The following is a 21,914-nucleotide window of genomic DNA, read 5'->3' as shown; positions in this document are numbered from 1 at the left end:
ATGTGTGGCATCGCAGGCGCTTACCGGTGGCCGGACGGGAAGGCCGTGGCCGACCGGCTCACCGATACCCTCGCCCACCGCGGTCCGGACGGGGCGGGCCGGTACAGCCACCCCGTCGGTGACGGCGAAGTGCACCTCGGGCACCGCCGACTGGCCATCATCGACCTGTCCGAGACCGGCGCCCAGCCGATGGTCTCGGGCGGCCTCGCCCTGACGTACAACGGCGAGCTGTACAACGCGCCCGAGCTGCGAGCCGAGCTGGCAGCCGCCGGGGTGCGCTTCCGCGGTACCTCCGACACCGAGGTGCTGCTGGAGGCCTGGCGGCGCTGGGGTACGGACTGCCTGCCCCGGCTGCGCGGCATGTTCGCGTTCGGGATCTTCGACGAGCGAACCGGTGATCTGGTGCTCGCCCGCGACCAGCTCGGCATCAAGCCGCTGTTCCTGCTCCGGCGCGGCGAGGGGCTGGTGTTCGCCTCCGAGCTCAAGGCGCTCGCCGCCGTGACCGGCGGGTCGCTGCAGGTGGACCATGCGGCGCTGGTGGCCTCGCTGCTGTACTACTGGGTGCCGGACTCACGGTGCGCGTTCCGCGAAGCGGAGAAGCTGCCGCCGGGGAGCTGGCTCCGGTGCCGACCCGACGGCCGGGTGGAGCGCGGCCGGTACTGGCACCTGAAGGACGTCGCCGCCGAGGCCCAGGAGCGGGCCCGGAGCGGCGAGCAGCCGGATGTCGCCGCCATCGTCGAGGAGTCGACCCGGCGTCACCTGCTCTCCGACGTACCGGTGGCGACCTTCCTCTCCGGCGGTCTTGACTCCAGCTGGCTGACCGCGCTGGCGGCCCGCGACCGGCCCGGGATCTCCGCTTACACGATCGGGTTCCGCGCCGAGGACGCCAGGTTCGAGGCGATGCCGGACGACCTGCGCTATGCCCGGCGGGTGGCCGAGCGGTTCGGCGTCGATCTGCATGAGATCGAGATCGCTCCGAATGTGCTCGATCTGCTGCCGCAGATGACGTACCACCTGGACGAGCCGATCGGCGACCCCGCCGCGATCAACACGTTCCTGATCTGCTCGGCCGCCCGGGAGGCCGGGGTCAAGGTGATGCTCTCGGGGATGGGCGCCGACGAGCTGTTCGCGGGGTACCGCAAGCACCTGGCCAACCTGATCGCGCTGCGCTATCAGCGCGTCCCGCGGCCGCTGCGGCGCGGCCTGTCCGTGGCCGTGGACCGGCTGCCGGTCGCCACGGCCCGCCGGGGGTACCGGTCGGTGCGCTTCGCGAAGCGGTTCCTCTCCTTCGCCGATCTGCCGGAGGAGACTGCGTTCCGGCGCAGCTACACCATGTACGACCAGGACGAGCTGCTCGCCCTTCTCGATCCGGACCTGGCCGGGACGGTCGAGGACGTGCTGACCGAGCACGCGGACGTCTACGAGGACAACGACCTCGACGACTTCGTCAACCGCATGTGCCTGGGCGACGCCCGGATGTTCCTGCCGGGCCTGAACCTCGCTTACACGGACCGGTCGAGCATGGCCGCGTCGATGGAGGTGCGGGTGCCGTATGTGGACGTCGAGGTGGTCAAGGCGGCGTTCGCCGTACCCGGCGATCGCAAGATCGTCGGACGTCAGGGCAAGGCCGTCCTCAAGGAGGCGGCCGGCTCGATCCTGCCCAGGGAGATCGTGTACCGGCCCAAGGGCCTGTTCAGCGCCCCGCTGCGCGCCTGGATGAGCCGGGATCTGGCACCGCTGGTGCGCGAGGTGGTGAACGACGGCGAGCTCGTCCGTTCAGGGCTCCTGCGCCGCGACGCACTGGTGCGCATGGTCGCCGAGGACGCCGCCGGGCAGCGGGACTTCTCCAAGCATCTGTGGCATGTGCTGACCCTCGAGTACTGGTATCGCGGCGCGACCTCCGGGGCCGGCCAGAGCTTGCCCTTGACGGCGTAGAGACAAGAGGACTTCGGGTGAAACAGGTTGTGCAGAACTACAAGAGTGGCGAGCTGGCGGTGCTCGACGTGCCGGTGCCGGGGTGCAAGCCGGGCGGTGTGCTGGTCCGGACCGCCTACTCGCTGATTTCCACCGGGACCGAGCTCATGAAGGTGTCCGAGGCCGGCATGTCGATGCTGGGCAAGGCCCGCTCCCGGCCGGACCAGGTGGCCAAGGTCGTGCAGAGCGTGGCCACCAACGGGGTGCCCGCCACTTACCGCAAGGTGATGGGCAAGCTGGACTCCTACACGCCGCTGGGCTACTCGCTGTGCGGGGTGGTCGAGCAGGTCGGCACCGGGATCGACGACGTGGCGGTCGGTGACCTCGTGGCCTGCGCCGGCAATGAGCACGCGTTGCATGCTGAGCTGAACTGGGTGCCGAAGAACCTCTACGCCCGGGTGCCGGACGGCCTCGCGCCGCGGCACGCGGCCTTCGGCACCGTCGGGTCGATCGCGTTGCAGGGCGTCCGCCAGGGCGAGTCACAGCTCGGCGAAGTGGCGCTGGTCATCGGCCTCGGGCTGATCGGGCAGCTGATGGTGCAGCTGCTGGCCGCCTCGGGAGTCCGCGTCGTCGGGGTCGACCCCGACCCGGTGCGCTGCGAGCTCGCCGAGCGCCTGGGTGCTGCGGCCTGCGGCGATCCCGCCTCCTCGGCCGTGGAAGCCGTCGTCGCCGAACTCACCGGCGGTCATGGCGTGGACCAGGTGTACCTGGCCGCCGGCGGCGGCGGCAGCAACCAGCCCGTCGAGCTGGCCGCCAGGATGAGCCGGGACCGCGGCCGGGTCGTCGACATCGGCAAGTGCCGCCTGGACCTGCCGTGGAACGCGTACTACGAGAAGGAGCTCGACGTCCGGTTCTCCCGCAGTTACGGCCCCGGGCGCTACGACCCGGAGTACGAGCTGGAGGGGCGGGACTACCCGATCGGTTACGTGCGCTGGACCGAGCGCCGCAACCTGGCGTGCTTCCTCGACCTCGTCGCCCGCGGCAGCGTCGACGTGGAGCCCTTGGTCTCCCACATCGCCGACTTCGATGACGCCGTCGAGACGTACCAGAGCCTGAAGGACGGCGACCTGAAGGCCGTGGCCGTGCTGTTCCGGTACCCCGAGCACGCGGCCGAGGCCAAGGCCCCGGCGGTGGCCGTGCCCGCGGTGAAGCGACCCGGCGGCGGAGTGTCCACCTCGGGCCGGTCTGCCAAGGTGCCGGTGCGGCTGGCGTTCGTCGGCGCGGGAAACTACGCGACGTCGATGCTGCTGCCGCACCTGGCACAGCGCGACGGCGTCGAGTTGTCCACGGTCGTCACCACGACGGCCCTGTCCGCGGCCAACGCGCAGCGGAAGTTCGGCTTCGCCGAGGCGACCACCGATCTCGACGCCGTGCTCGGCGACAAGTCCATCGACGCGGTGTTCGTGGTCACCCGGCACAGCTCACACGCCGAACTGACCCGAAGGGCGCTGCTGGCCGGCAAGACGGTGTTCGTGGAGAAGCCCCTGGCCCTCACCGAGGACGAGCTGACCGGCGTGCTCGCGGCGGTGGAGGAGTCCGGCAACGACCGGCTGCAGGTGGGCTTCAACCGCCGGTTCGCACCGCTGTTGCAGGAGGCCAGGAAGCGGTTCGGCGCCCGGACCGGTCCGGCGAGCCTTCGCTACCTGGTCAACGCGGGCCGGCTGGCGCACGGCAGCTGGTACCTCCAACAGGGCGCCGAGGGCTCGCGGTTCGCCGGCGAGGGCGGACACTTCATCGACACGGCGAGCTGGCTGCTCGAGGCCGACCCGGTCTCGGTGTACGCGGTCGCCACGTCCGGCAACGAGGATCTGCAGGTCGTGCTGCGCTACCCGGACGGGTCCACCGCCACCATCAGCTACGTCACCACCGGCGCGGCCGGCTTCCCCAAGGAGACGCTGGACCTGGTCGCGGACGGCAAGGTGCTGCGGCTCGACGACTTCGTCCGTGCCTCGGTGTACGGCCGCAAGCGGTGGGTCAGTTCGCGGCTGCCCAAGGCCCGGGACAAGGGCCAGTCCGCCGAACTGGCCGCGTTCATCAAGGCCGTGCGGACCGGCGGGCCGATGCCGGTGCCGCTGGAGTCGCTGGCCGCCACCACAGCGGCCACCCTCGCCGTGCAGGCCGGCCTGGCCGGCGGCGCGCCGGTGACGTTGGCGAGGGCTCGATGACCATGAGCGCGGGCTGGTACCTGCGGCGCCTTTCCCGGATGAGACCGCGGGAGGTCGGCGGCCGGGCGGGCGACACGGTGCGCAGACGGCGGTGGCGGTCGGCGCCGCCGGACTGCCCGGACGTGACCGGCGCCCGGTTCACCGCGTCGCTGCCCGCGGGGGCGGTCGACGCGGTGGCACCCGACGCGGCGAAGCGTCTCGTCGCCGAGGCGGACCGGCTGATGGCCGGGCACGCCGAGTTCTTCGGCGTCGAGCGGGACGACCTGGCCGACCCGGACTGGTGGTACGACCCGAAGACCGGGCGCCGGGCTCCGCAGGGCTACGCCTTCGACGTGCCGTATCGGAACGAGGACGCGGTCGGGGACATCAAGCAGATCTGGGAGCTGTCCCGGCATCAGTACCTCACCGTGCTCGCCGCCGCCTATGCGATCACCGGGGACGAGCGGTACGCCGAGCGAGTGGCCGAGCACCTGCGGTCGTGGTGGGCGGCCAACCCGCCGCTGCGCGGGGTGCACTGGACCAGCGGCATCGAGCTGGGCATCCGGCTGCTGTCCTGGGTGTGGATCCGCCGGCTGCTCGACGGCTGGCCGGGCGTGGCCGGGCTGTTCGAGGACAATCCGGTGGCGGTCCACCAGATCTGGCACCACCAGCGCTGGCTGGCCGCCTTCCCCAGCCGCGGGTCCTCGGCGAACAACCACGTCATCGCCGAGACCGCCGGGCAGTTCGCCGCAGCCTGCGCGTTCGGGTGGTTCCCCTCCTCGGCGCGCTGGCGGGCCGACGCGCTGCGGTCGCTGGAGCGGCAGCTTCGCAGCAACACCTTCCACTCCGGCCTCAACCGCGAGCTGGCCACCGAGTATCACGGACTGGTGCTGGAGCTCGGCCTGGCCGCGGTGGCCGAGGCGGATGCCGCAGGCAGGCCGGTCCCCGCGTCGATCCGGCTGGTGCTGCTGCGGATGACCGACGCGCTCGCGGCCATCGTGGACAGCCGGCTACGGCCGCCGCGCCAGGGGGACGCGGACGACGGGCACGGTCTGGTCGTGGACGGCGCGGGCACCGACCGCTGGGCCTCGCTGCTGGCCACCGGGGACGCCGTGTTCGGTCGGCTCGACTGGTGGCCGGCGGTGACCGGCACCGATGTGCGCACCCCGCTGCTGGCCGCGCTCATCCGGCCCACCGCACCGGCCGTGTCCCGCCCGGCGAGCCGGCCGGCCCATTTCGCCGACGCGGGCATGACCATCCTGCGTGGTCCGGCGGAGATCTGGTGCCGCTGCGACGGTGGTCCGCACGGATTCCTGTCCATCGCCGCGCATGCTCACGCGGACGCGCTGTCCGTGGAGGTCCGGCACGACGGGGTCGACGTGCTCGCCGACCCGGGGACGTTCTGCTACCACGGGCAGCCCGAGTGGCGGCAGTACTTCCGGTCGACCCTCGGCCACAACACCCTGCAACTGGATGGCGGTGACCAGTCCGTCTCCGGCGGCCCGTTCCTGTGGACCCGACATGCCCGCAGCCGCGTCCTGGTCGCGGACGCATCCGACGCCTCCGATGGGGGGACGGCCCGATGGTGCGCCGAGCACGACGGTTACCAGCGCTCCGTGCACAGCCGCCGGGTGGAGCTGACGGCCGCGAGCCAGGAGCTGAGGGTGGTCGACGAGGTGCGCGGCCCGCGCCGGGCCGTGCGTCTGGCGTTCCACCTCGGCCCGGCGATCGCCGCGGACCTGGTGGGGAACCGGGCGATGCTCACCTGGACCCGGGACGGCGAGGACCGCTCCGCGGCGCTCGACCTGCCCGGGCAGCTGTGCTGGCGGGCGCATCGCGGCGAGAGTGACCCGCCGCTGGGCTGGTACTCCACCGGCTTCGGGCGCAAGGAACCCACCACAACGCTGGTCGGCACCGGCGTCGCCGACGGCGCGGAGGGGTTCACCACCGTACTCAGGTTCCGCGGCTAGGGGGGCGCATGGGGATCAAGAAACAGCACTGGGCGTTGGCGGCGGTACCGCTGGCGCTGGCCCTGCTGGCGGCGACCGGCTGTGAGAGCACGCCGGGCGCCCGGGCAAAGCCGACCGCTGCGCCATCCACGTCCGTGGCCCGGGTGTGCGCCGAGCCCGCGGCCGGGCCGGCGAAGGCGCCGGCGGGCGCGGTGACGGTCGACCCCGCGGTGGCCGGTGACCTGGCCGCGAAGACCAAGAGCAGCCCCCCGAACACCACGTTCTGGCTTCGTCCGGGCAAGCACCGGCTCGAGCCGGACCGTTACGCCCAGGTCATCCCCAAGGAGGGGAACCGCTACCTCGGTGCGCCGGGCGCGGTGCTCGACGGCCGGAAGAAGAACCAGTACGCGTTCGGCGGTACCGCCCGCAACGTCACCATCCGTTACCTGACCGTGCAACGTTTCGTGGCGCCGCGCGACGAGGGCGTGGTCAACCATGACTCGGCCGACGGGTGGGTGATCGAGCACGCGACGATCCAGAACAACTCGGGCGCCGGGCTGATGGCCGGGGCCCGCCAGCGGGTCCGCGCCAGCTGCCTGCGCGACAACGGTCAGTACGGCGTGAACGCGTACAAGGGCAACGGCCGTATCAGCGGCCTGGTGGTCGAGGGCAACGAGATCGTGGGCAACAACACGGACGACTGGGAGCGGAAGCGGCCGGGCTGCGGCTGCACCGGAGGCGTCAAGTTCTGGGCCGTCAACGGCGCAGACGTACGCGGCAACTGGGTGCACGACAACCGCGGAACCGGGTTGTGGGCGGACACCAACAACAACGACTTCCTCATCGAGGACAATGTGCTCGAGGCCAACGACGGAGCCGCGCTGATCTACGAGACCAGCTACAACGCGGTCATCCGGAAGAACACGATCCGGCGGAACAACTGGGTCGAGGGCCGCAAGTACGCGGACCGCGGGGACAACTTCCCCTTCGCGACCCTCTACTTGTCCGAATCGGGCGGCGAACCACGGGTCCGGGCCCGTACGGACAGGATCGAGGTCTACCGGAACCTGCTGGAGAACAACTGGTCCGGGATCACCCTGTGGGAGAACGCCGACCGGTTCTGCAACAGCCCGGCCAACACCTCCTCCGGTGACTGCACGTTGCTGGTCAAGGACATGGACCGCTGCGCCCAGCCGGCGATCGCCACCGAACCGCTCTACGCCGACTGCCGGTGGAAGACGCAGCGGGTGGACATCCACAACAACCGCTTCGTGCTGGACAAGTCCGTCGTCGACTGCACGGTGAAGTGCGACCGCATGGCGGTGCTGGCCAACTACGGCACCTATCCGGACTGGTCGCCGTACCAGGGCGAGCGGGTGGCCGAGGCGATCACCCGCAAGCAGCACAACCGCTGGCACGACAACGCCTACCTCGGACCATGGAAATTCGTCGCCCACGACCCGAGCCGGATCCTCAACTCCGGGCAGTGGCAGGGCACGCCGTACCAGCAGGACGCGGGCAGCACCTTCCGCGCAGGGGACGGTGGTTGAGATGCGCACCGACCACACACCGAAGATCATCGGGACCGTCTGGGGACTGCTGATCCTCAACACGCTCGGCTCCGCCGGGGCGAAGACCATCATTCCGCTGCCCCGCTCCCTCATCCAGATGGTCACCATGGGCTCGCTGGTCGCCGCGTTCTCGCTGGTGCTCGCAGTCAATCTCCGGCTGCGCATCCGAGCCAGCGCCTTCGTGTTCCTGCTCACCCTGCTGCTGGTGCTGAGCGTGATCTCCAGCGCCCACCTGGAGTCCGGGTTCGGCGCACTGTTCCGCTGCGCCCGGCTGGCTCTCTTCGTCGGCACGCTGTGGCTGCTCAGCCGCTGGTGGGACGGCGGCCTGACGTTCGTCCGGCACCACATCCGGATGTACTTCGCGGTGCTCGGGTCGGTGGCCGCCGGCCTGGTCATCTCACCGGGCGCGGCCATGCCCGAGACTTACGGCGGGCGGCTGGTCGGCGCGTTGTGGCCGCTCACCCCGCCGCAGATCGGACAGTACGCCGCGGTGATCATCGGGCTCACCGTGCTGCTCGTACTGGGCCGCCGGACCGACAGGACCAGTGCGGCGGTGGTCATCGTGCCGTCACTCATCCTGCTCGCGCTGACCCATACCCGGACGGCTACGCTCGGCCTGCTCATCGGGCTGGCGTTGGCGATCAGCTCGCTCATCCTGGCCAGCGCCGCCGCCCGCCGGTTCTTCACCTGGGCGGTGCTGTGCGCCGCGGTGGCCGCGGTGGGGTTCAGCTCCGCGCTGCAGGCGTGGTTCCTGCGCGGACAGAGCCAGGAGTACTTCACCAGCCTCACCGGTCGGGCCAAGGTCTGGGACGCCCTGCTGGCAGCACCCCGGACGCCCCGGGAGTACCTGTTCGGCGTGGGCCTGGGCGACAAGTCGTTCGGCGGGCTGCCGATCGACAACAGCTGGCTGGCCGTCTACAACGAGCAGGGTATGACCGGCGTCGCCTTGGTGGCGGCGATCATCATCGTGTTGGGCGGCGTCGCGTTGCTGCGGCCACCGTCGCTGTCGAGAGCCTGCGCCATCTTCCTGATCAGCTACTGCGCGATCGCGTCGTACACCGAGGCCGGGCTGGGCGACGCCTCGCCGTATCTGCTGCATCTGGCGGTGGCCGCTTCACTGCTGGCGGCACCTGCCGCGGCCACTCCCCTCTCGACGCCCGAAGTCCCTCGACGACGCGTCCCGCGAGGGGCCCAGAGATCGGAGGTGACCTGAGCATGCACGTCCTCGTGGTGCACAACCGCTACGCCTCGGCGCAGCCGAGCGGGGAGAACAAGGTCGTCGACCAGGAGGTGGCGCTGCTGCGCGGGGCCGGCCACCGGGTCGAGGTGTTCGAGCGGCGCAGCGACGACATCGCTGCCCGGTCTCTGCTGGGCAAGGTCGTGGTACCGCTGCTGGTGCCGTGGAACCCGGCGGTCCGCGCGGAGCTCGCCGCCCGGCTTCGCACCGAGCGGCCGGACGTGGTGCACGTCCACAACGTCTTCCCGCTCCTGTCGCCGGCGGTGCTGGCCGCCTGCGCCGACACCGGCGTGCCCGCCGTCGCCACGCTGCACAACTACACCCAGGTCTGCCCGCCCGGCACGCTGCAGCGGGACGGCCGGCCGTGCACCGAGTGCGTCGGGTCCGCGCCGCTGCCCGCCGTCCGGCACGGCTGCTACCGGAGCTCCCGGCTGGCTACGGTGCCGCTCGCGGTCAGCATGTCGGTCAACCGGCGGCGGTGGTGGTCCGGCGTGGAGCGGTTCTTCTGCATCTCCGCGGCGCAGCGCGACGTCCTGGTGGGGGCCGGCATGCCACCCGGGCGGCTGGCGGTGAAGCACAACTTCGTGCCCGAACCGGGTGTCCGCCGAGCGGGCGCCGGCGAGCATCTGCTCTATCTCGGCCGGCTCGCGGAGGCCAAGGGCGTGCGGCTGCTCATGGCCGCGTGGGACGAGATCGCGGCCGACGGCGGGGTGGGCGTGCCGCTCGTGGTCGCCGGCGCGGGGCCGCTGGAGCGAGCGGTGACCGCCTGGGCGGCGGGCCGGGACGACGTGCGCTACGTCGGCCTGTACGACCAGGCGGAGTGCCGGCAGGCCATCGCGCGGTCGGTCGCCGTGGTGGCTCCCTCCACGTGGCTGGAGGCGTTCGGCCTGGTGGTCGTGGAGGCGATGGCGGCGGGGGTCCCGGCCGTCGCCGCCGGTCACGGCGCCTTCGTCGAACTCGTCGAGGACGGGGTGACCGGGCTGCTGCACCGGCCTGGCGAGTCCGCCTCGCTCGCGTCCTGCCTGCGCCGGATCACGGCCGAGACGGCCCGCAACCGGGAGATGGGCCAGGCGGCCCGGCGCCGTTACGAGCAGGACTTCAGCCCGGCCGTCGGGCTGGAGCGCCTGGTGGAGGGATACCGCACCGCGATCGCGGGTCGGTCCGGCGGCGGGGACAGCCCGCCGCCGGTAGGGAACGGAAACGATGGCTCGCGGCGGAACACCCGCGCGAGCAGAGATGGGGGCAGTAGATGACACGATGCCGACTCTGCGGCGCGGCGGCGATGGGGAGCGTCGTCGATCTGGGGACGACCCCGCCGTGTGAAAGCTTTCTCGCCGCGGACCAACTGGACCTGCCGGAGCCGGCGTACCCGCTGCATCTGCGGGTCTGCACCGACTGCTGGCTCGCGCAGATCCCTCCGCTGATCACGCCGGAGGAGACGTTCACGCAGTATGCCTACTTCTCCTCCTACTCGACCTCCTGGGTGGAGCACGCGCGCACGTTCGTCGCCGACGCCGTGCAGCGGCTGGGTCTCGGCCCCGACGCCTTCGTGGTCGAGGTCGCGAGCAACGACGGGTACCTGTTGAGGCATGTGGTGGACCGCGGGATCCGCTGCCTCGGCGTCGAGCCCTCGGTGAACGTCGGCGCCGCGGCGCGGGATGCGGGTGTGCCCACGCTCACGGAGTTCCTGGACCCGGAAACCGGCGCCGCCGTCCGCGCCGAGCACGGCCCGGCGGACCTGGTCGTGGCCAACAACGTGTACGCGCACATCCCCGACGTGGTCGGGTTCACCCGGGGGCTGCGCGCCCTGGTCGCCGACGACGGCTGGGTCTCCATCGAGGTGCAGCACCTGCTGACCCTGATCGAGGAGAACCAGTACGACACGATCTACCACGAGCACTTCCAGTACTACACGGTCGCGTCCGCGATCCGGGCGCTGGCGAGCGGCGGACTCGCGCTCGTGGACGTCGAGCTGCTGCCCACGCACGGCGGCTCCATCCGGCTGTGGGCCCGGCCGGCCGGGGTGGCCGGCGAGCCGACCGACCGGGTGGCCGACGTACTGGACCGGGAGAAGGCCGCCGGGCTGCAGGAGCTGTCCGGGTACACCGAGTTCTCCGCTCGGGTGGCCAAGGTGCGCCGGGACCTGCTGCGGTTCCTCATCGAGGCGGCCGAGCGCGGCGAGACGGTCGTCGGCTACGGCGCTCCGGGCAAGGGCAACACCCTGCTCAACCACTGTGGCATCCGGCCCGACCTGCTCCCGTACACGGTCGACCGCAACCCCTACAAGCACGGCAGGTTCACCCCGGGCACCCGCATCCCGATCCTGCCGCCCGAGCAGATCAGCACCGACAAACCCGACTACGTCCTCGTCCTCCCGTGGAACCTGCGGGCCGAGCTGGTCGAGCAGCTGTCCTTCGTGCACGAGTGGGGCGGCCGGCTGGTCTTTCCCATCCCGGAACTGAGCATTGTCGAGGTCAAGCCATGAAGGTCGTACTGTTCTGCGGCGGTTACGGGCTGCGTATGCGCAGCGGAGCCTTTGACGACACGCCCAAGCCGATGGCGATGGTCGGCCCGCGGCCGCTGATCTGGCACGTCATGCGCTACTACGCACACTTCGGGCACACGGAGTTCATCCTGTGTCTCGGGTACGGGGCTCACCACATCAAGGACTTCTTCCTCAACTACGAGGAGACGACGTCCAACGACTTCGTACTGCGGGGCGGGCAGACCGAGCTGCTGTCCACCGACATCGCCGACTGGACGATCACGTTCGCGCAGACCGGCATCGAGTCACCGATCGGGGAGCGGCTGCGCCGGGTGCGGCACCACCTGGACGGCGACGAGATGTTCCTCGCCAACTACGCCGACGTGCTCACCGATGCCCCGCTGCCGGAGATGATCGACAAGTTCGCCCGGCGCGACGCCGGTGCGTCGATGATGGTGGTGCCGCCGCAGTCCTCGTTCCACTGCGTGGACCTGGGCGAGGACGGCCTGGTGGGAGGCATTACCGCGGTGAGTGACATGCCGCTGTGGGAGAACGGCGGCTACTTCGTGCTCCGCCAGGAGGTCTTCGACCACATCCCGGAGAACGGGGACCTGGTCGCTGACGGTTGCGCCCAACTGGCCAAGCGAGGACGGCTGGTGGCGCACCAGCACCGCGGCTTCTGGAAGCCGACCGACACCGTGAAGGAGCGGGCCGCGCTCGACGACGCCTACGCCCGGGGCGACCGCCCGTGGACCGTGTGGGAACACGGCGGCGCGGGGGCGCGGGTGCCCGGAAGCCGGGCCGGCGCCGGGGCGGGGACCGCGTGATCCGGCTCGGGGCCGGGCGCCTGGACCGGATCGTCGCGGTGGGCGCGCACTGCGACGACATCGCCATCGGCGCCGGCGGCACGCTGCTGACGCTGTGCCTCGCGCGGCCGGGTATCCGCGTCGACGTGCTGGTGCTCTCCGGCGGTGGCAGCGAGCGGGAGCAGGAGGAGCAGGCCGCGCTCGCCGCCTTCTGCCCGGGTGCCGACCTGCGGCTGACCGTGCACAAGCTGCCGGACGGCCGGCTGCCGGCGCACTGGGACGAGGCCAAGGCCGCGGTCGAGGAGCTGCGCGCGGGGACAGAGCCGGATCTCGTGCTTGCCCCGCGCACCGATGACGCGCACCAGGATCACCGCGGCCTGGCGAAGCTGATGACCACCGCGTTCCGCGACCACCTCGTGCTCGGCTACGAGATCGTCAAGTGGGACGGCGATCTCGGCCGTCCGGCGGCGTACCAGCCGCTGTCGCTGGAGATCGCCGAGCAAAAGGTGCGGCTGCTGCAGGAGCACTACCCCTCGCAGCGGCACCGGCCCTGGTACGACCGGGAAGCCTTCCTCGGGCTGGCCCGGATCCGTGGTATCGAAAGCAACGCGCGCTACGCCGAGGCGTTCGCCGTCACCAAACTCACTCTCGACCTGGGGGAATGAACCTTGCGCGTACTGCTGACCGGGCACCAGGGCTACCTGGGCACCGTGATGGCCCCGGTCCTCACGGCCGCCGGGCACGAGGTCGTCGGTCTTGACGCCGGCCTGTTCGCCGACTGCGTGCTGGGCCCGCCGCCTGCGGACCCGCCGGGGCGGCGGGTGGACCTGCGTGACGTCACGGCCGAACACGTGGCCGGGGTGGACGCCGTGATCCACCTGGCCGCCCTGTCAAACGACCCGTTGGGATCGCTGGCGCCGGAGCTCACCTACGACATCAACCACCACGCGTCCGTGCGGCTGGCCCGGCTGGCCCGCGACGCCGGAGTGCGGCGCTTCCTGTACGCGTCGACCTGCTCGGTCTACGGCGCCGCCGGCGGCGACGACCTGGTGGCCGAGGACGCCCCGCTGCGCCCGGTGACGCCGTACGCGGAGTCCAAGGTGCGGGTGGAGGACGACCTGCACGCGCTCTGCGACGGCGACTTCAGCCCGGTGTTCATGCGCAACGCCACCGCCTTCGGCTACTCGCCCCGGCTGCGCGCCGACATCGTGCTGAACAACCTGGTGGGCCACGCGCTCCTGTCCGGCGAGGTGCTTGTGCTCTCCGACGGCACCCCCTGGCGCCCGCTGGTGCACGCCGCCGACATCGCACGGGCCTTCACAGCCGCGCTGACCGCGCCGCGCGAAGCGGTGCACGACCGGGCGTTCAACATCGGCAGCGAGATCAACAACGTCACGGTCGCCGAGATCGCCGAGCAGGTCGCCGAGGCGCTATCCGGCTCGCGGGTGGTGATCACCGGGGAGACCGGTGCCGATCCGCGGTCGTACCGGGTGGACTTCTCCCGGTTCCGCGCCGCGGTGCCCGGCTTCGACTGCGAGTGGACGGTGAAGCAGGGCGCGCTCGAACTCGCCGACAACTACCGGAAACACGGTCTGACCCGGGAGGACTTCGAGCGACGCTTCACCCGGCTGGCCGTGCTGCGCGCGGCGTCCGACGCCGGCACCGTCGACGACACCCTGCGGTGGCGCCGATGACCGCGGCCGGCGAACAGATGCACGCGCTGGTGGAGCGGCTGTACCCGCTGTGCCGGAGCATCACCGGCGACGGTGTGCGCGCCACCCTGGACATCGTCGGCGAGTACATCCCGCTGCAGGTGCACGAGGTGCCGACCGGGACGCAGGTGCTCGACTGGACGGTGCCGCAGGAGTGGAACATCAAGGACGCGTACATCGCCGACACCGCCGGCCACCGGGTCGTCGACTTCGCCGCGTCCAGCCTGCACGTGCTCGGCTACAGCGTGCCGGTGTCGGCGACCATGCCGCTGGCCGAGCTGCGGGAACACCTGCACACCCTGCCGGACCACCCGACCTGGGTGCCCTACCGCACCAGCTACTACACGCCGGAATGGGGGTTCTGCCTGGCCCAGGAGACCTTGGACGCGCTGCCGGACGGCGAGTACGAGGTGCGCGTCGACTCCACGCTCACCGACGGCCACCTCACCTACGCCGAGCACGTGGTCCCCGGGCAGGTCGCCGACGAGGTGATCGTCTCCTGCCACACCTGCCACCCGTCGCTGGCCAACGACAACCTGGCCGGCATCGCGGTGGCGACGTTCCTGGCCCGGGCGCTGGCACAGCAGACGCCGTACTACACCTACCGGTTCCTGTTCGCGCCCGGCACCATCGGGGCGATCACCTGGCTGGCCCGCAACGCGGAGCGGGTGGAACGGGTCAAGCACGGCCTTGTGCTGGCCTGCGCCGGCGACTCGGGCCGGCTGACGTACAAGCAGAGCAGGCGCGGCGACGCGGAGATCGACCGGGTGATGCGGCACGTGCTGGCCGCCTCCGAACGCCCGCACCGCGTCGCCGAGTTCACTCCGTACGGCTACGACGAGCGGCAGTTCTGCTCGCCCGGGTTCGATCTCGGCGTGGGCTCGCTCAGCCGGACCCCGTACGCCGGCTACCCCGAGTACCACACCTCGGCGGACAACCTGGACTTCGTCTCCCCGGAGGCGATGGCGGACACGCTCGCCGTCTGCCGCGAGGCATTCGCCGTCCTTGACCGCAACCGGCAGTACGTCAACCTCAGCCCCTACGGCGAGCCACAGCTGGGCCGGCGCGGGTTGTACGACTCGCTCGGCGGCCGCAGCGACGCGAAGCAGGCCCAGATGGCCATGCTCTGGGTACTCAGCCTCTCCGACGGCGAGCACAGTCTGCTGGACGTCGCCGAGCGGTCCGGGCTGCCGTTCGACACCGTCGCCGCCGCGGCCGGCGCCCTGCACGGCGCCGGGCTGATCAAGGCATGACGCCGATGACCATCGAGGGGGAGAAGGCGACGGCATCGGCCGGATCCGCCAGGCGGGCCCTCGTCGGTCGGCTGTCCTGGGGACTGGCCGACCAGGCAGCCTCCAGCGTGAGCAACTTCGTGGTGGGCATCTACGTGGCCCGCTCGCTGGGGGTGACCGCGTTCGGCGTGTTCAGCCTCGCCTGGGTGACGTACGGCGTGGTGCTCAACGTCTCCCGCGGGCTGGCCACCGATCCGCTCGTGGTGCGCTTCAGCGGCGTTCCGGACGCGTCCTGGCGCGGGGCGGTGGCCCGGTCGACGGGTACCGCACTCGGCGTCGGTGTGGCCCTCGGCGCGGCGTGTCTGGTGGCCGGGCTCGGCCTAGGCGGCCGCGTGGGGCCCGCGTTCGCCGCCCTTGGTGTCATGTTGCCGGGGCTACTGCTCCAGGACGCCTGGCGGTTCTCGTTCTTCGCCGCCGGCACCGGGCGGAAGGCGTTCGGCAACGACGTCGTGTGGGGTGTCGCGCTCGTCCCGGCCATAGTGGTGGCGGTCCGTGTGGGCAGCGTGGCCGCTTTCGTGCTCGCCTGGGGCGCGTCCGCCACGGTGGCGGCGGGGTACGGCTACATCCAGTCCGGCATCCGGCCCCGGATGACCGAGGCGCGCGGGTGGCTTCGCGAGCAGCGCGATCTCGGCTACCGGTACCTGGTCGAGAACGTCAGCCTCAGTGGCGCGAGCCAGCTGCGGGCGTACGGGCTCGGCGCGATCGTCGGGATCGGCGCGGTGGGTGCGGTGCGGGGCGCCGAGCTCCTGCTCGGCCCGTTCATGGCGGTGCTCATGGGGCTTTCGCTGGTCACGGTCCCGGAGGCGGCACGGGTGCTACGGCAGGCCCCGCACCGGCTCGGCACGTTCTGCATCCTGCTGGGCGGGGGGCAGGCCGCCGGCGCGCTGCTCTGGGGCGCGGCGCTGCTGCTGATGCCTGGCCGGCTCGGCGAGCTGGTGCTCGGCGGCGTCTGGCACTCCGCCTCGGAGCTCATCGTGCCGGTCACCCTCGGCGTCGCGGGCGTCGGCCTCGGCACCGGCGCGGCGGCCGGGCTGCGCGCGCTCGGCGCGGCGCGGCGCAGCCTGCGTTGCCAGTTGTTCGCCTCCGCCTGCTATGTCAGCGGCGGGCTCGGCGGGGCGGCCGCCGCCGGCACGGTCGGCTCGGCCTGGGGGGTCGCCGCCGCAACCGTCAGCGGCTCGGCCGTGTGGTGGCTGCAACTGCGGTCCGCCCTGCGCGAGCGCCACCGCAATCCCATCCCCGAAGTGAGGACCTCATGACCGCCCAACCCAGGCTGAGCATCGGCCTGCCCGTGTACAACGGCGAGGAGTACTTGGCCGAGTCGCTCGACGCCCTGCTCGGCCAGACCTACGAGGACTTCGAGCTGGTCATCTCCGACAACGCCTCGACCGACGGGACCCAGGAGATCTGCCGCAAGTACGCCGCGCGGGACTCGCGCATCCGGTACCTCCGGCTGCCCCGGAACATCGGCGCCACGCCGAACCACAACCATGTGTTCGCCGAGTCCCGCGGCGAGCTGTTCAAGTGGGCCTCGCACGACGACCTGTACGGCCGGGACCTGCTGCGGCGCTGCGTCCAGGCGCTGGACGAGCGGCCGGACATGATCCTCGCGCACACCGGCCAGGCGGTCGTCGACGGCGACGGCCAGGTGAGGGTCCCCTACGAGTACGGGCTCGCCACCGACTCGCCGCACGCGCCGGAGCGCTTCCGCAGTCTGTTGTTCGAGCCGGGTGGCGACGACTTCTACGGGGTGATGCGGGCCGACATGCTGCGCCGGGTGAAGCCGCTCGACAGCTACCACCACGCGGACCGCACGTTCGTCGCCGAGATCGCCCTGCACGGGCCCTTCCACCAGGTGCCGGAACTGCTGTACTTCCGCCGCGACCATCCCACCCGCGCCGAGCGGGCGAACCCTTCCAAGCGCTCCCGGTGCGTCAACCTGGACCCGCGCCGGGCGGGCCCGCTGCACCCGACGCCCCGGCTGCTCGCCGAGTACGTCTGGGGCTTCGTCGCGGCGATCCGGCGGGCGCCGTTGTCCCCGGCCGACCGGCGCGCGTGCTACCGCCGCCTGGCCGCATGGATGACCAGCCGGGTCCGGCCGGGCGCCGGCGAGCGGGTCGAGGACCGCGCCCCGGTCGACCCGGCCCGGCTCACTGTCTCCGTCGACGCCCTCGTCGCCGGCCGTGAGGGGAGGCAGGCATGACGCCTGCGAACGGGACTCCGGTGCGTGTCGGGGTGTTCGGCCTGCTCGGCTCCGGCAACCTCGGCAACGACGGGTCGCTCGAGGCCGTACTCGGCTACCTCCGCGCCGAGCACCCGGAGGCGATCGTGGACGCGCTGTGCGGCGGACCCGAGGTCGTCGCGACCCGGTACCGGATCCCCGCGACGCGGCTGCACTGGTACCGCGGGGAGTACCGGACCGCATCGCGGGCGGGCGCGATCGCGGCGAAGGGCCTGGGCAAACTCGTCGACGCCGTCCGCACCGCTGCCTGGGTGCGCCGGCACGACGTGGTGATCGTGCCGGGCATGGGCGTCCTGGAGGCCACGCTGCCGCTGCGGCCGTGGGGCTTCCCGTACTCGCTGTTCCTGCTCTGCGCGAGCGGCCGGCTGTTGCGCACCCGGGTGGCGCTGGTCAGCGTAGGCGCCGCGACGATCGGCAACCGGCCAACCCGGGCCCTGGTGCACTGGTCGGCGCGGCTGGCCGCATACCGGTCGTACCGGGACGCGCAGTCTCGCGACGCGATGCGGGCGATGGGCGTGGACACCGCGCGCGACGAGGTCTACCCGGACCTCGCGTTCGCCCTGCCGACGCCGCGGGCGAGCGCGCCCTCGGACCCGTCGGCCCCGCCGGGCCCGGTCTGCGTCGGCGTTATGGACTTTCACGGCGGCAACGACGATCGCGCTCGGGCCTATGAGATATACCGGCGCTACCTCGACGGGACGATCCGGTTCGTCCGCGCGCTGGTCGAGGAGGGCAGGGCTGTCCGGCTGCTCACCGGTGACGAGTGCGACGCGTCGGTGGTCGCCGCGATCCTCGACGCTGTGGACTCGCCGCTGGTCACCGCTGCCAAGCCGTCCTCACTGGCCGACCTGATGAAGGAGATGGCGGCTGCCGACACCGTGGTGGCGATCCGGTACCACAACCTGATCTGCGCGCTGAAGACCGGTACGCCGGTGCTCGCTCTCTGCTATGCAGCGAAGAGCGACGCGCTCATGGCGGAGATGGGCCTTGGCGCGTACTGCCACCCGGCGCGCGAGGTCGACGCCGACCGGCTGCTCGAGCAGTTCCGTGCGCTGGAGAAGCGTTCGGCCGAGCTGCGGCAGACCCTCACCGAGCGGAACCTGGCCGCCGCCCGGCGACTCGAGCACCAGTTCAACTCCTTGACCGCGGCCCTGTTCCCTGCGGCCGACCACGCCCACACCTTGCGGAAGGCTCCATGAAGGCGACCAAAGTCCCGGCGATCGCCGGCGCGTACCTGTTCGAGCCGACGCCGTACGCCGACGAGCGCGGCTTCTTCTGCCGCACCTTCGACGCCGACGTGGTCCGCTCGGTGGGCCTCGACCCGGACGCCTTCGTTCAGGACAGCCTGTCCCGCTCGGTCCGGGGCGTGCTGCGCGGCCTGCACCTGCGCTCCGGCGCCGGCGAGGCCAAGCTGGTGCGGTGCTCGTACGGGAGGATCTTCGACGTCGTCGTGGACCTGCGGACGGACTCACCGACATACCGCAACCGGGCCTTCTTCGAGCTGTCCGACGAGGCGCAGGTGACCCTGTACATCCCGGCGGGGTGCGCGCACGGCTTCCAGGCGCTGACCGAAACCGCTGACATCGCGTACCGGATCGACCGCCCGCACGATCCGGCCGAGGACGTGACGATCGCCTTCGACGACCCGGAGCTCGCCATTCCCTGGCCGCTGCCGGTCACATCGATGTCCCAGCGGGACCGGGAGGCGCCGAGCCTCGCCGAGGCCCTGCAGCAAAAAGAGAGTTGAGGTCGGCGTGGACACCGAAGACACTGAAGAGCTCCTCCTGCCCCGGTCGCGGATGGCGAACGAGCGGCTGCACGCCATGATCCCCGGGGGCGCGCACACCTACGCCAAGGGCGATGACCAGTACCCCGACAACCTGGCCCCGGTCATCAGCCACGGCCGCGGTGCCCACGTGTGGGACATCGACGGCAACCGCTACATCGAGTACGGCTCCGGCCTGCGGTCGGTCAGCCTCGGCCACGCCCACCCACGCGTGATCGAGGCGGTGCGGCGGGAACTCGACCGCGGCAGCAACTTCGTCCGGCCGTCCATCGTGGAGGTCGAAGCCGCGGAACGCTTCCTGGCCACGGTGCCGACCGCCGAGATGGTGAAGTTCGCGAAGAACGGCTCCGACGCCACCACCGCCGCGGTGCGCCTCGCCCGCGCCGCCACCGGGCGCCCGCGGGTGGCCATCTGCGCCGACCATCCGTTCTTCTCCGTCGACGACTGGTTCATCGGCACCACGCCGATGTCCGCCGGTGTTCCGGCGGCGACCAACGAGCTCACCGTGGCGTTCCCTTACGGGGACCTGGCCGCCACGGAGGAGCTGCTCACCCGGTACCAGGACGAGGTCGCCTGTCTGATCCTCGAACCTGCCGGTCACACCGAGCCGCCGCCCGGGTACCTCGCCGGCCTGCGCGAGCTGGCCGACCGGCACGGCTGCGTACTGATCTTCGATGAGATGATCACCGGCCTGCGCTGGTCCGAGGCGGGCGCCCAGGGCCTGTACGGCGTCGTCCCCGACCTCTCCACGTTCGGCAAGGCGCTGGGCAACGGATTCGCCGTCTCCGCGCTGGCCGGGCGCCGCGATCTGATGGAGCGGGGCGGGCTGCGTCACTCCGGCGACCGGGTGTTCCTGCTGTCCACCACGCACGGTGCGGAAACGCACTCCCTAGCAGCCGCGATGGCCGTGCTCACCACCTACGCCGAAGAGGGCGTCACCGCGCGGCTACACACCCTCGGCGAGCGGTTGGCCGCCGGTGTCCGCGACGCCGCGGCCGGCATGGGCGTCGGCGACCACATCGTCGTCCGGGGCCGGGCCAGCAACCTGGTCTTCGCCACCCTCGACGAGAACCGGCAGCCGTCGCAGCAGTACCGCACCCTGTTCCTGCGCAGGCTCCTCGCAGGCGGGGTGCTGGCCCCGTCGTTCGTGGTGAGCAGCGCGCTCAGCGACGCCGACATCGATCACACCGTCGACGTGGTGGCCCAGGCATGTGCGGTGTACCGGAAGGCACTGGACGCCGCAGACCCCACCCCCTGGCTGGCCGGACGACCGGTGAAGCCCGTATTCCGCCGCCTGGCGTGACGTGACGTCAGCGACGCTCCCGCCGACCGGCGTCGGCCATCCCATCGACCAGCCAGTCAGCCATCCGGTCGACCAGCCACGCGGTCGCCGGTATCACCGCCAGCGCGGTGCACCAGCCGCCGAGGACGTCGGTCGGGTAGTGCGCGCCCAGGGCGACCTGCGCCCAGCCCATGGCGGCGCCGGCAACCAGCGCCGCGGCGAGGACGAGTAACGTGCCGGCCGTCCCGCCGAGGCCGAGCAGGCCGGTCGCGAGCAGCGCCACCACGAGGGCGAGCGCGGTGAGGAAGGCGGTGTGCCCGCTCGGGTAGGACAGATTGTCGCCGTGGATGGTGCGTCCCACCAGGTACTTCAGCAGCGTCGCCGCCCCCACGGCCATGGCGACGCCGGCAACGATGAGCACCGCTGCGCGAGGACGCCGAAGCAGCAGGCAGCCCGTCACGGTGGCCACGACCAGCGTCGCCGCTCCCACGGGCTCCCCCAAGAAGTCCATGGCCAGGGCGATGTTCCGCCACGGCGACCGCACACCGTCCACCACCGACTGGATCCACACGTCCACGCTGCCGGGCTCGCTGTGGCCGGCGTACAGGACCCCGAGCACGACGACCACTAGCGCGGCGAGGGCCGCGATCAGCCCGAGCCACGCGCGCAGCGATGGGGGCAGCACCGCGGGCGCCGGCCGGCCGGTCACATGCCCACCGCGTCCGGTCGACCTGCGGTGGTTTGCCGTGATCGGTGGATGGTGTTCCGGGTCTTGACTTCTTGAGGCAGGGTGAAGGTGCGGCCCTTCATCGGACCGGTGGGCAGCCATGAATCAGCGCCTTCCTGTTTCCGACCGCGCCCCACGACGGCGGGGCGTTGTTCCCGGACGACTCCGGTGACCGTAAGTCCGGGCACGCCACGGCCTATGTGTCCCGTCAGTACCCCGGCTCCCGCGGGCAGGTCCAAAACGGCATGGTCGCGACCACCACCGCGCGGGCCGATGAGCGCGTGCACTACCCGCCGCACACCGTCGCAGACCATCCGACAGATGCGATGCACCTCCCCCCGTCGGGACCTACGCCATGTCGCCCCCGCCGCTACCGCGATGCCGCGCCCACGAGAACTGACAATACAATGCGGTCGCGGCAAACCGCCGTTGGATAGTCCGCGGGTCAACACTCCGCGAATTTTGGTTCCGGATCGATTTTCCGTGCCGGAGCCACGGAGTGTTGCCGAAACCGCGATCGTGATACGTCGTGGATGACGCCTTCCTGCAGGACTCCGGCTGCGCAGCGGCCGCTGTCTTGGCTTCAGGGACGCTACGAAACGGGATGCGGCCAACTGAATCGTTCCGGGTTCGGTAGAGACTCTAAGTTGTGGCTGTGACCAGCGGTTTTGGCTGGTTCTGGAGGTAGTAGGTGGCTTCGTACTCGGCGG

17 protein-coding genes are annotated in these 21,914 nt (G+C 71.5%); 16 read left to right on the top strand and 1 reads right to left on the bottom strand.

The features are described 5' to 3' along the window. The 16 genes from asnB to ACWD6R_RS32445 are packed head-to-tail and all read left to right on the top strand — an operon-like array spanning position 1 to position 20,498. Positions 1 to 1,935 carry an asparagine synthase (glutamine-hydrolyzing) gene (gene asnB, locus ACWD6R_RS32520; protein ID WP_451821991.1) on the top strand — a complete coding sequence of 645 codons (1,935 nt, stop codon included), beginning with the start codon at positions 1 to 3 and terminating at the stop codon, positions 1,933 to 1,935. A gap of 17 nt (positions 1,936 to 1,952) precedes the next feature. Continuing rightward, positions 1,953 to 4,139 (top strand): bi-domain-containing oxidoreductase, encoded by a 2,187-nt coding sequence (locus ACWD6R_RS32515; protein ID WP_451821990.1) that lies wholly within the window; start codon positions 1,953 to 1,955, stop codon positions 4,137 to 4,139. After that, positions 4,136 to 6,088 (top strand): alginate lyase family protein, encoded by a 1,953-nt coding sequence (locus ACWD6R_RS32510; RefSeq protein WP_451821989.1) that lies wholly within the window; start codon positions 4,136 to 4,138, stop codon positions 6,086 to 6,088. Before ACWD6R_RS32515 ends, ACWD6R_RS32510 begins: the two co-directional genes overlap by 4 nt. An 8-nt stretch (positions 6,089 to 6,096) precedes the next feature. Further along, a complete protein-coding gene (locus ACWD6R_RS32505; protein ID WP_451821988.1) occupies positions 6,097 to 7,617 on the top strand; it encodes a right-handed parallel beta-helix repeat-containing protein in 1,521 nt (506 codons plus the stop codon). Between the two features lies 1 nt (position 7,618). Then, complete coding sequence (locus tag ACWD6R_RS32500) at positions 7,619 to 8,851, top strand: O-antigen ligase domain-containing protein (protein WP_451821987.1); 1,233 nt, start codon at positions 7,619 to 7,621, stop codon at positions 8,849 to 8,851. Between the two features lie 2 nt (positions 8,852 to 8,853). Next, on the top strand, positions 8,854 to 10,128 hold the full coding sequence (locus tag ACWD6R_RS32495; RefSeq protein ID WP_451821986.1) for a glycosyltransferase: 1,275 nt from the start codon (positions 8,854 to 8,856) through the stop codon (positions 10,126 to 10,128). Continuing rightward, positions 10,125 to 11,360 (top strand): class I SAM-dependent methyltransferase, encoded by a 1,236-nt coding sequence (locus ACWD6R_RS32490; protein ID WP_451821985.1) that lies wholly within the window; start codon positions 10,125 to 10,127, stop codon positions 11,358 to 11,360. The genes ACWD6R_RS32495 and ACWD6R_RS32490 overlap by 4 nt, the downstream gene beginning before the upstream one ends. Beyond that, complete coding sequence (locus ACWD6R_RS32485) at positions 11,357 to 12,187, top strand: glucose-1-phosphate cytidylyltransferase (RefSeq protein ID WP_451821984.1); 831 nt, start codon at positions 11,357 to 11,359, stop codon at positions 12,185 to 12,187. Before ACWD6R_RS32490 ends, ACWD6R_RS32485 begins: the two co-directional genes overlap by 4 nt. After that, the gene (locus tag ACWD6R_RS32480; RefSeq protein ID WP_451821983.1) at positions 12,184 to 12,831 is read left to right on the top strand and encodes a PIG-L deacetylase family protein; all 648 of its coding nucleotides are present in this window, start codon (positions 12,184 to 12,186) and stop codon (positions 12,829 to 12,831) included. The genes ACWD6R_RS32485 and ACWD6R_RS32480 overlap by 4 nt, the downstream gene beginning before the upstream one ends. A gap of 3 nt (positions 12,832 to 12,834) precedes the next feature. Beyond that, positions 12,835 to 13,860: an NAD-dependent epimerase/dehydratase family protein gene (locus ACWD6R_RS32475; protein ID WP_451821982.1), complete on the top strand. Its 1,026-nt coding sequence runs from the start codon at positions 12,835 to 12,837 to the stop codon at positions 13,858 to 13,860. Beyond that, positions 13,848 to 15,131 (top strand): DUF4910 domain-containing protein, encoded by a 1,284-nt coding sequence (locus ACWD6R_RS32470; RefSeq protein WP_451821981.1) that lies wholly within the window; start codon positions 13,848 to 13,850, stop codon positions 15,129 to 15,131. The genes ACWD6R_RS32475 and ACWD6R_RS32470 overlap by 13 nt, the downstream gene beginning before the upstream one ends. A gap of 5 nt (positions 15,132 to 15,136) precedes the next feature. Further along, positions 15,137 to 16,426 carry a hypothetical protein gene (locus ACWD6R_RS32465; protein ID WP_451821999.1) on the top strand — a complete coding sequence of 430 codons (1,290 nt, stop codon included), beginning with the start codon at positions 15,137 to 15,139 and terminating at the stop codon, positions 16,424 to 16,426. After that, positions 16,423 to 17,370: a glycosyltransferase family 2 protein gene (locus ACWD6R_RS32460; RefSeq protein ID WP_451821980.1), complete on the top strand. Its 948-nt coding sequence runs from the start codon at positions 16,423 to 16,425 to the stop codon at positions 17,368 to 17,370. Before ACWD6R_RS32465 ends, ACWD6R_RS32460 begins: the two co-directional genes overlap by 4 nt. Next, positions 17,367 to 18,608: a polysaccharide pyruvyl transferase family protein gene (locus ACWD6R_RS32455; protein ID WP_451821979.1), complete on the top strand. Its 1,242-nt coding sequence runs from the start codon at positions 17,367 to 17,369 to the stop codon at positions 18,606 to 18,608. The genes ACWD6R_RS32460 and ACWD6R_RS32455 overlap by 4 nt, the downstream gene beginning before the upstream one ends. Further along, a complete protein-coding gene (gene rfbC / locus ACWD6R_RS32450; RefSeq protein ID WP_451821978.1) occupies positions 18,605 to 19,156 on the top strand; it encodes a dTDP-4-dehydrorhamnose 3,5-epimerase in 552 nt (183 codons plus the stop codon). Before ACWD6R_RS32455 ends, rfbC begins: the two co-directional genes overlap by 4 nt. A 7-nt stretch (positions 19,157 to 19,163) precedes the next feature. Beyond that, entirely contained in the window at positions 19,164 to 20,498 is a 1,335-nt protein-coding gene (locus ACWD6R_RS32445) for a glutamate-1-semialdehyde 2,1-aminomutase (protein ID WP_451821977.1), read from the top strand. 7 nt (positions 20,499 to 20,505) lie between these two features. Here the strand turns inward: ACWD6R_RS32445 and ACWD6R_RS32440 are convergent, their stop codons facing one another. After that, a complete protein-coding gene (locus tag ACWD6R_RS32440) occupies positions 20,506 to 21,186 on the bottom strand; it encodes a phosphatase PAP2 family protein (RefSeq protein ID WP_451821976.1) in 681 nt (226 codons plus the stop codon). Between the last annotated feature and the right edge of the window lie 728 nt (positions 21,187 to 21,914).

The sequence above is a fragment of the Streptomyces sp. NPDC005151 genome (assembly GCF_053599875.1).
Note: the sequence above shows the minus strand (reverse complement) of the source record. Positions and strands in the feature narration are given on the sequence as shown.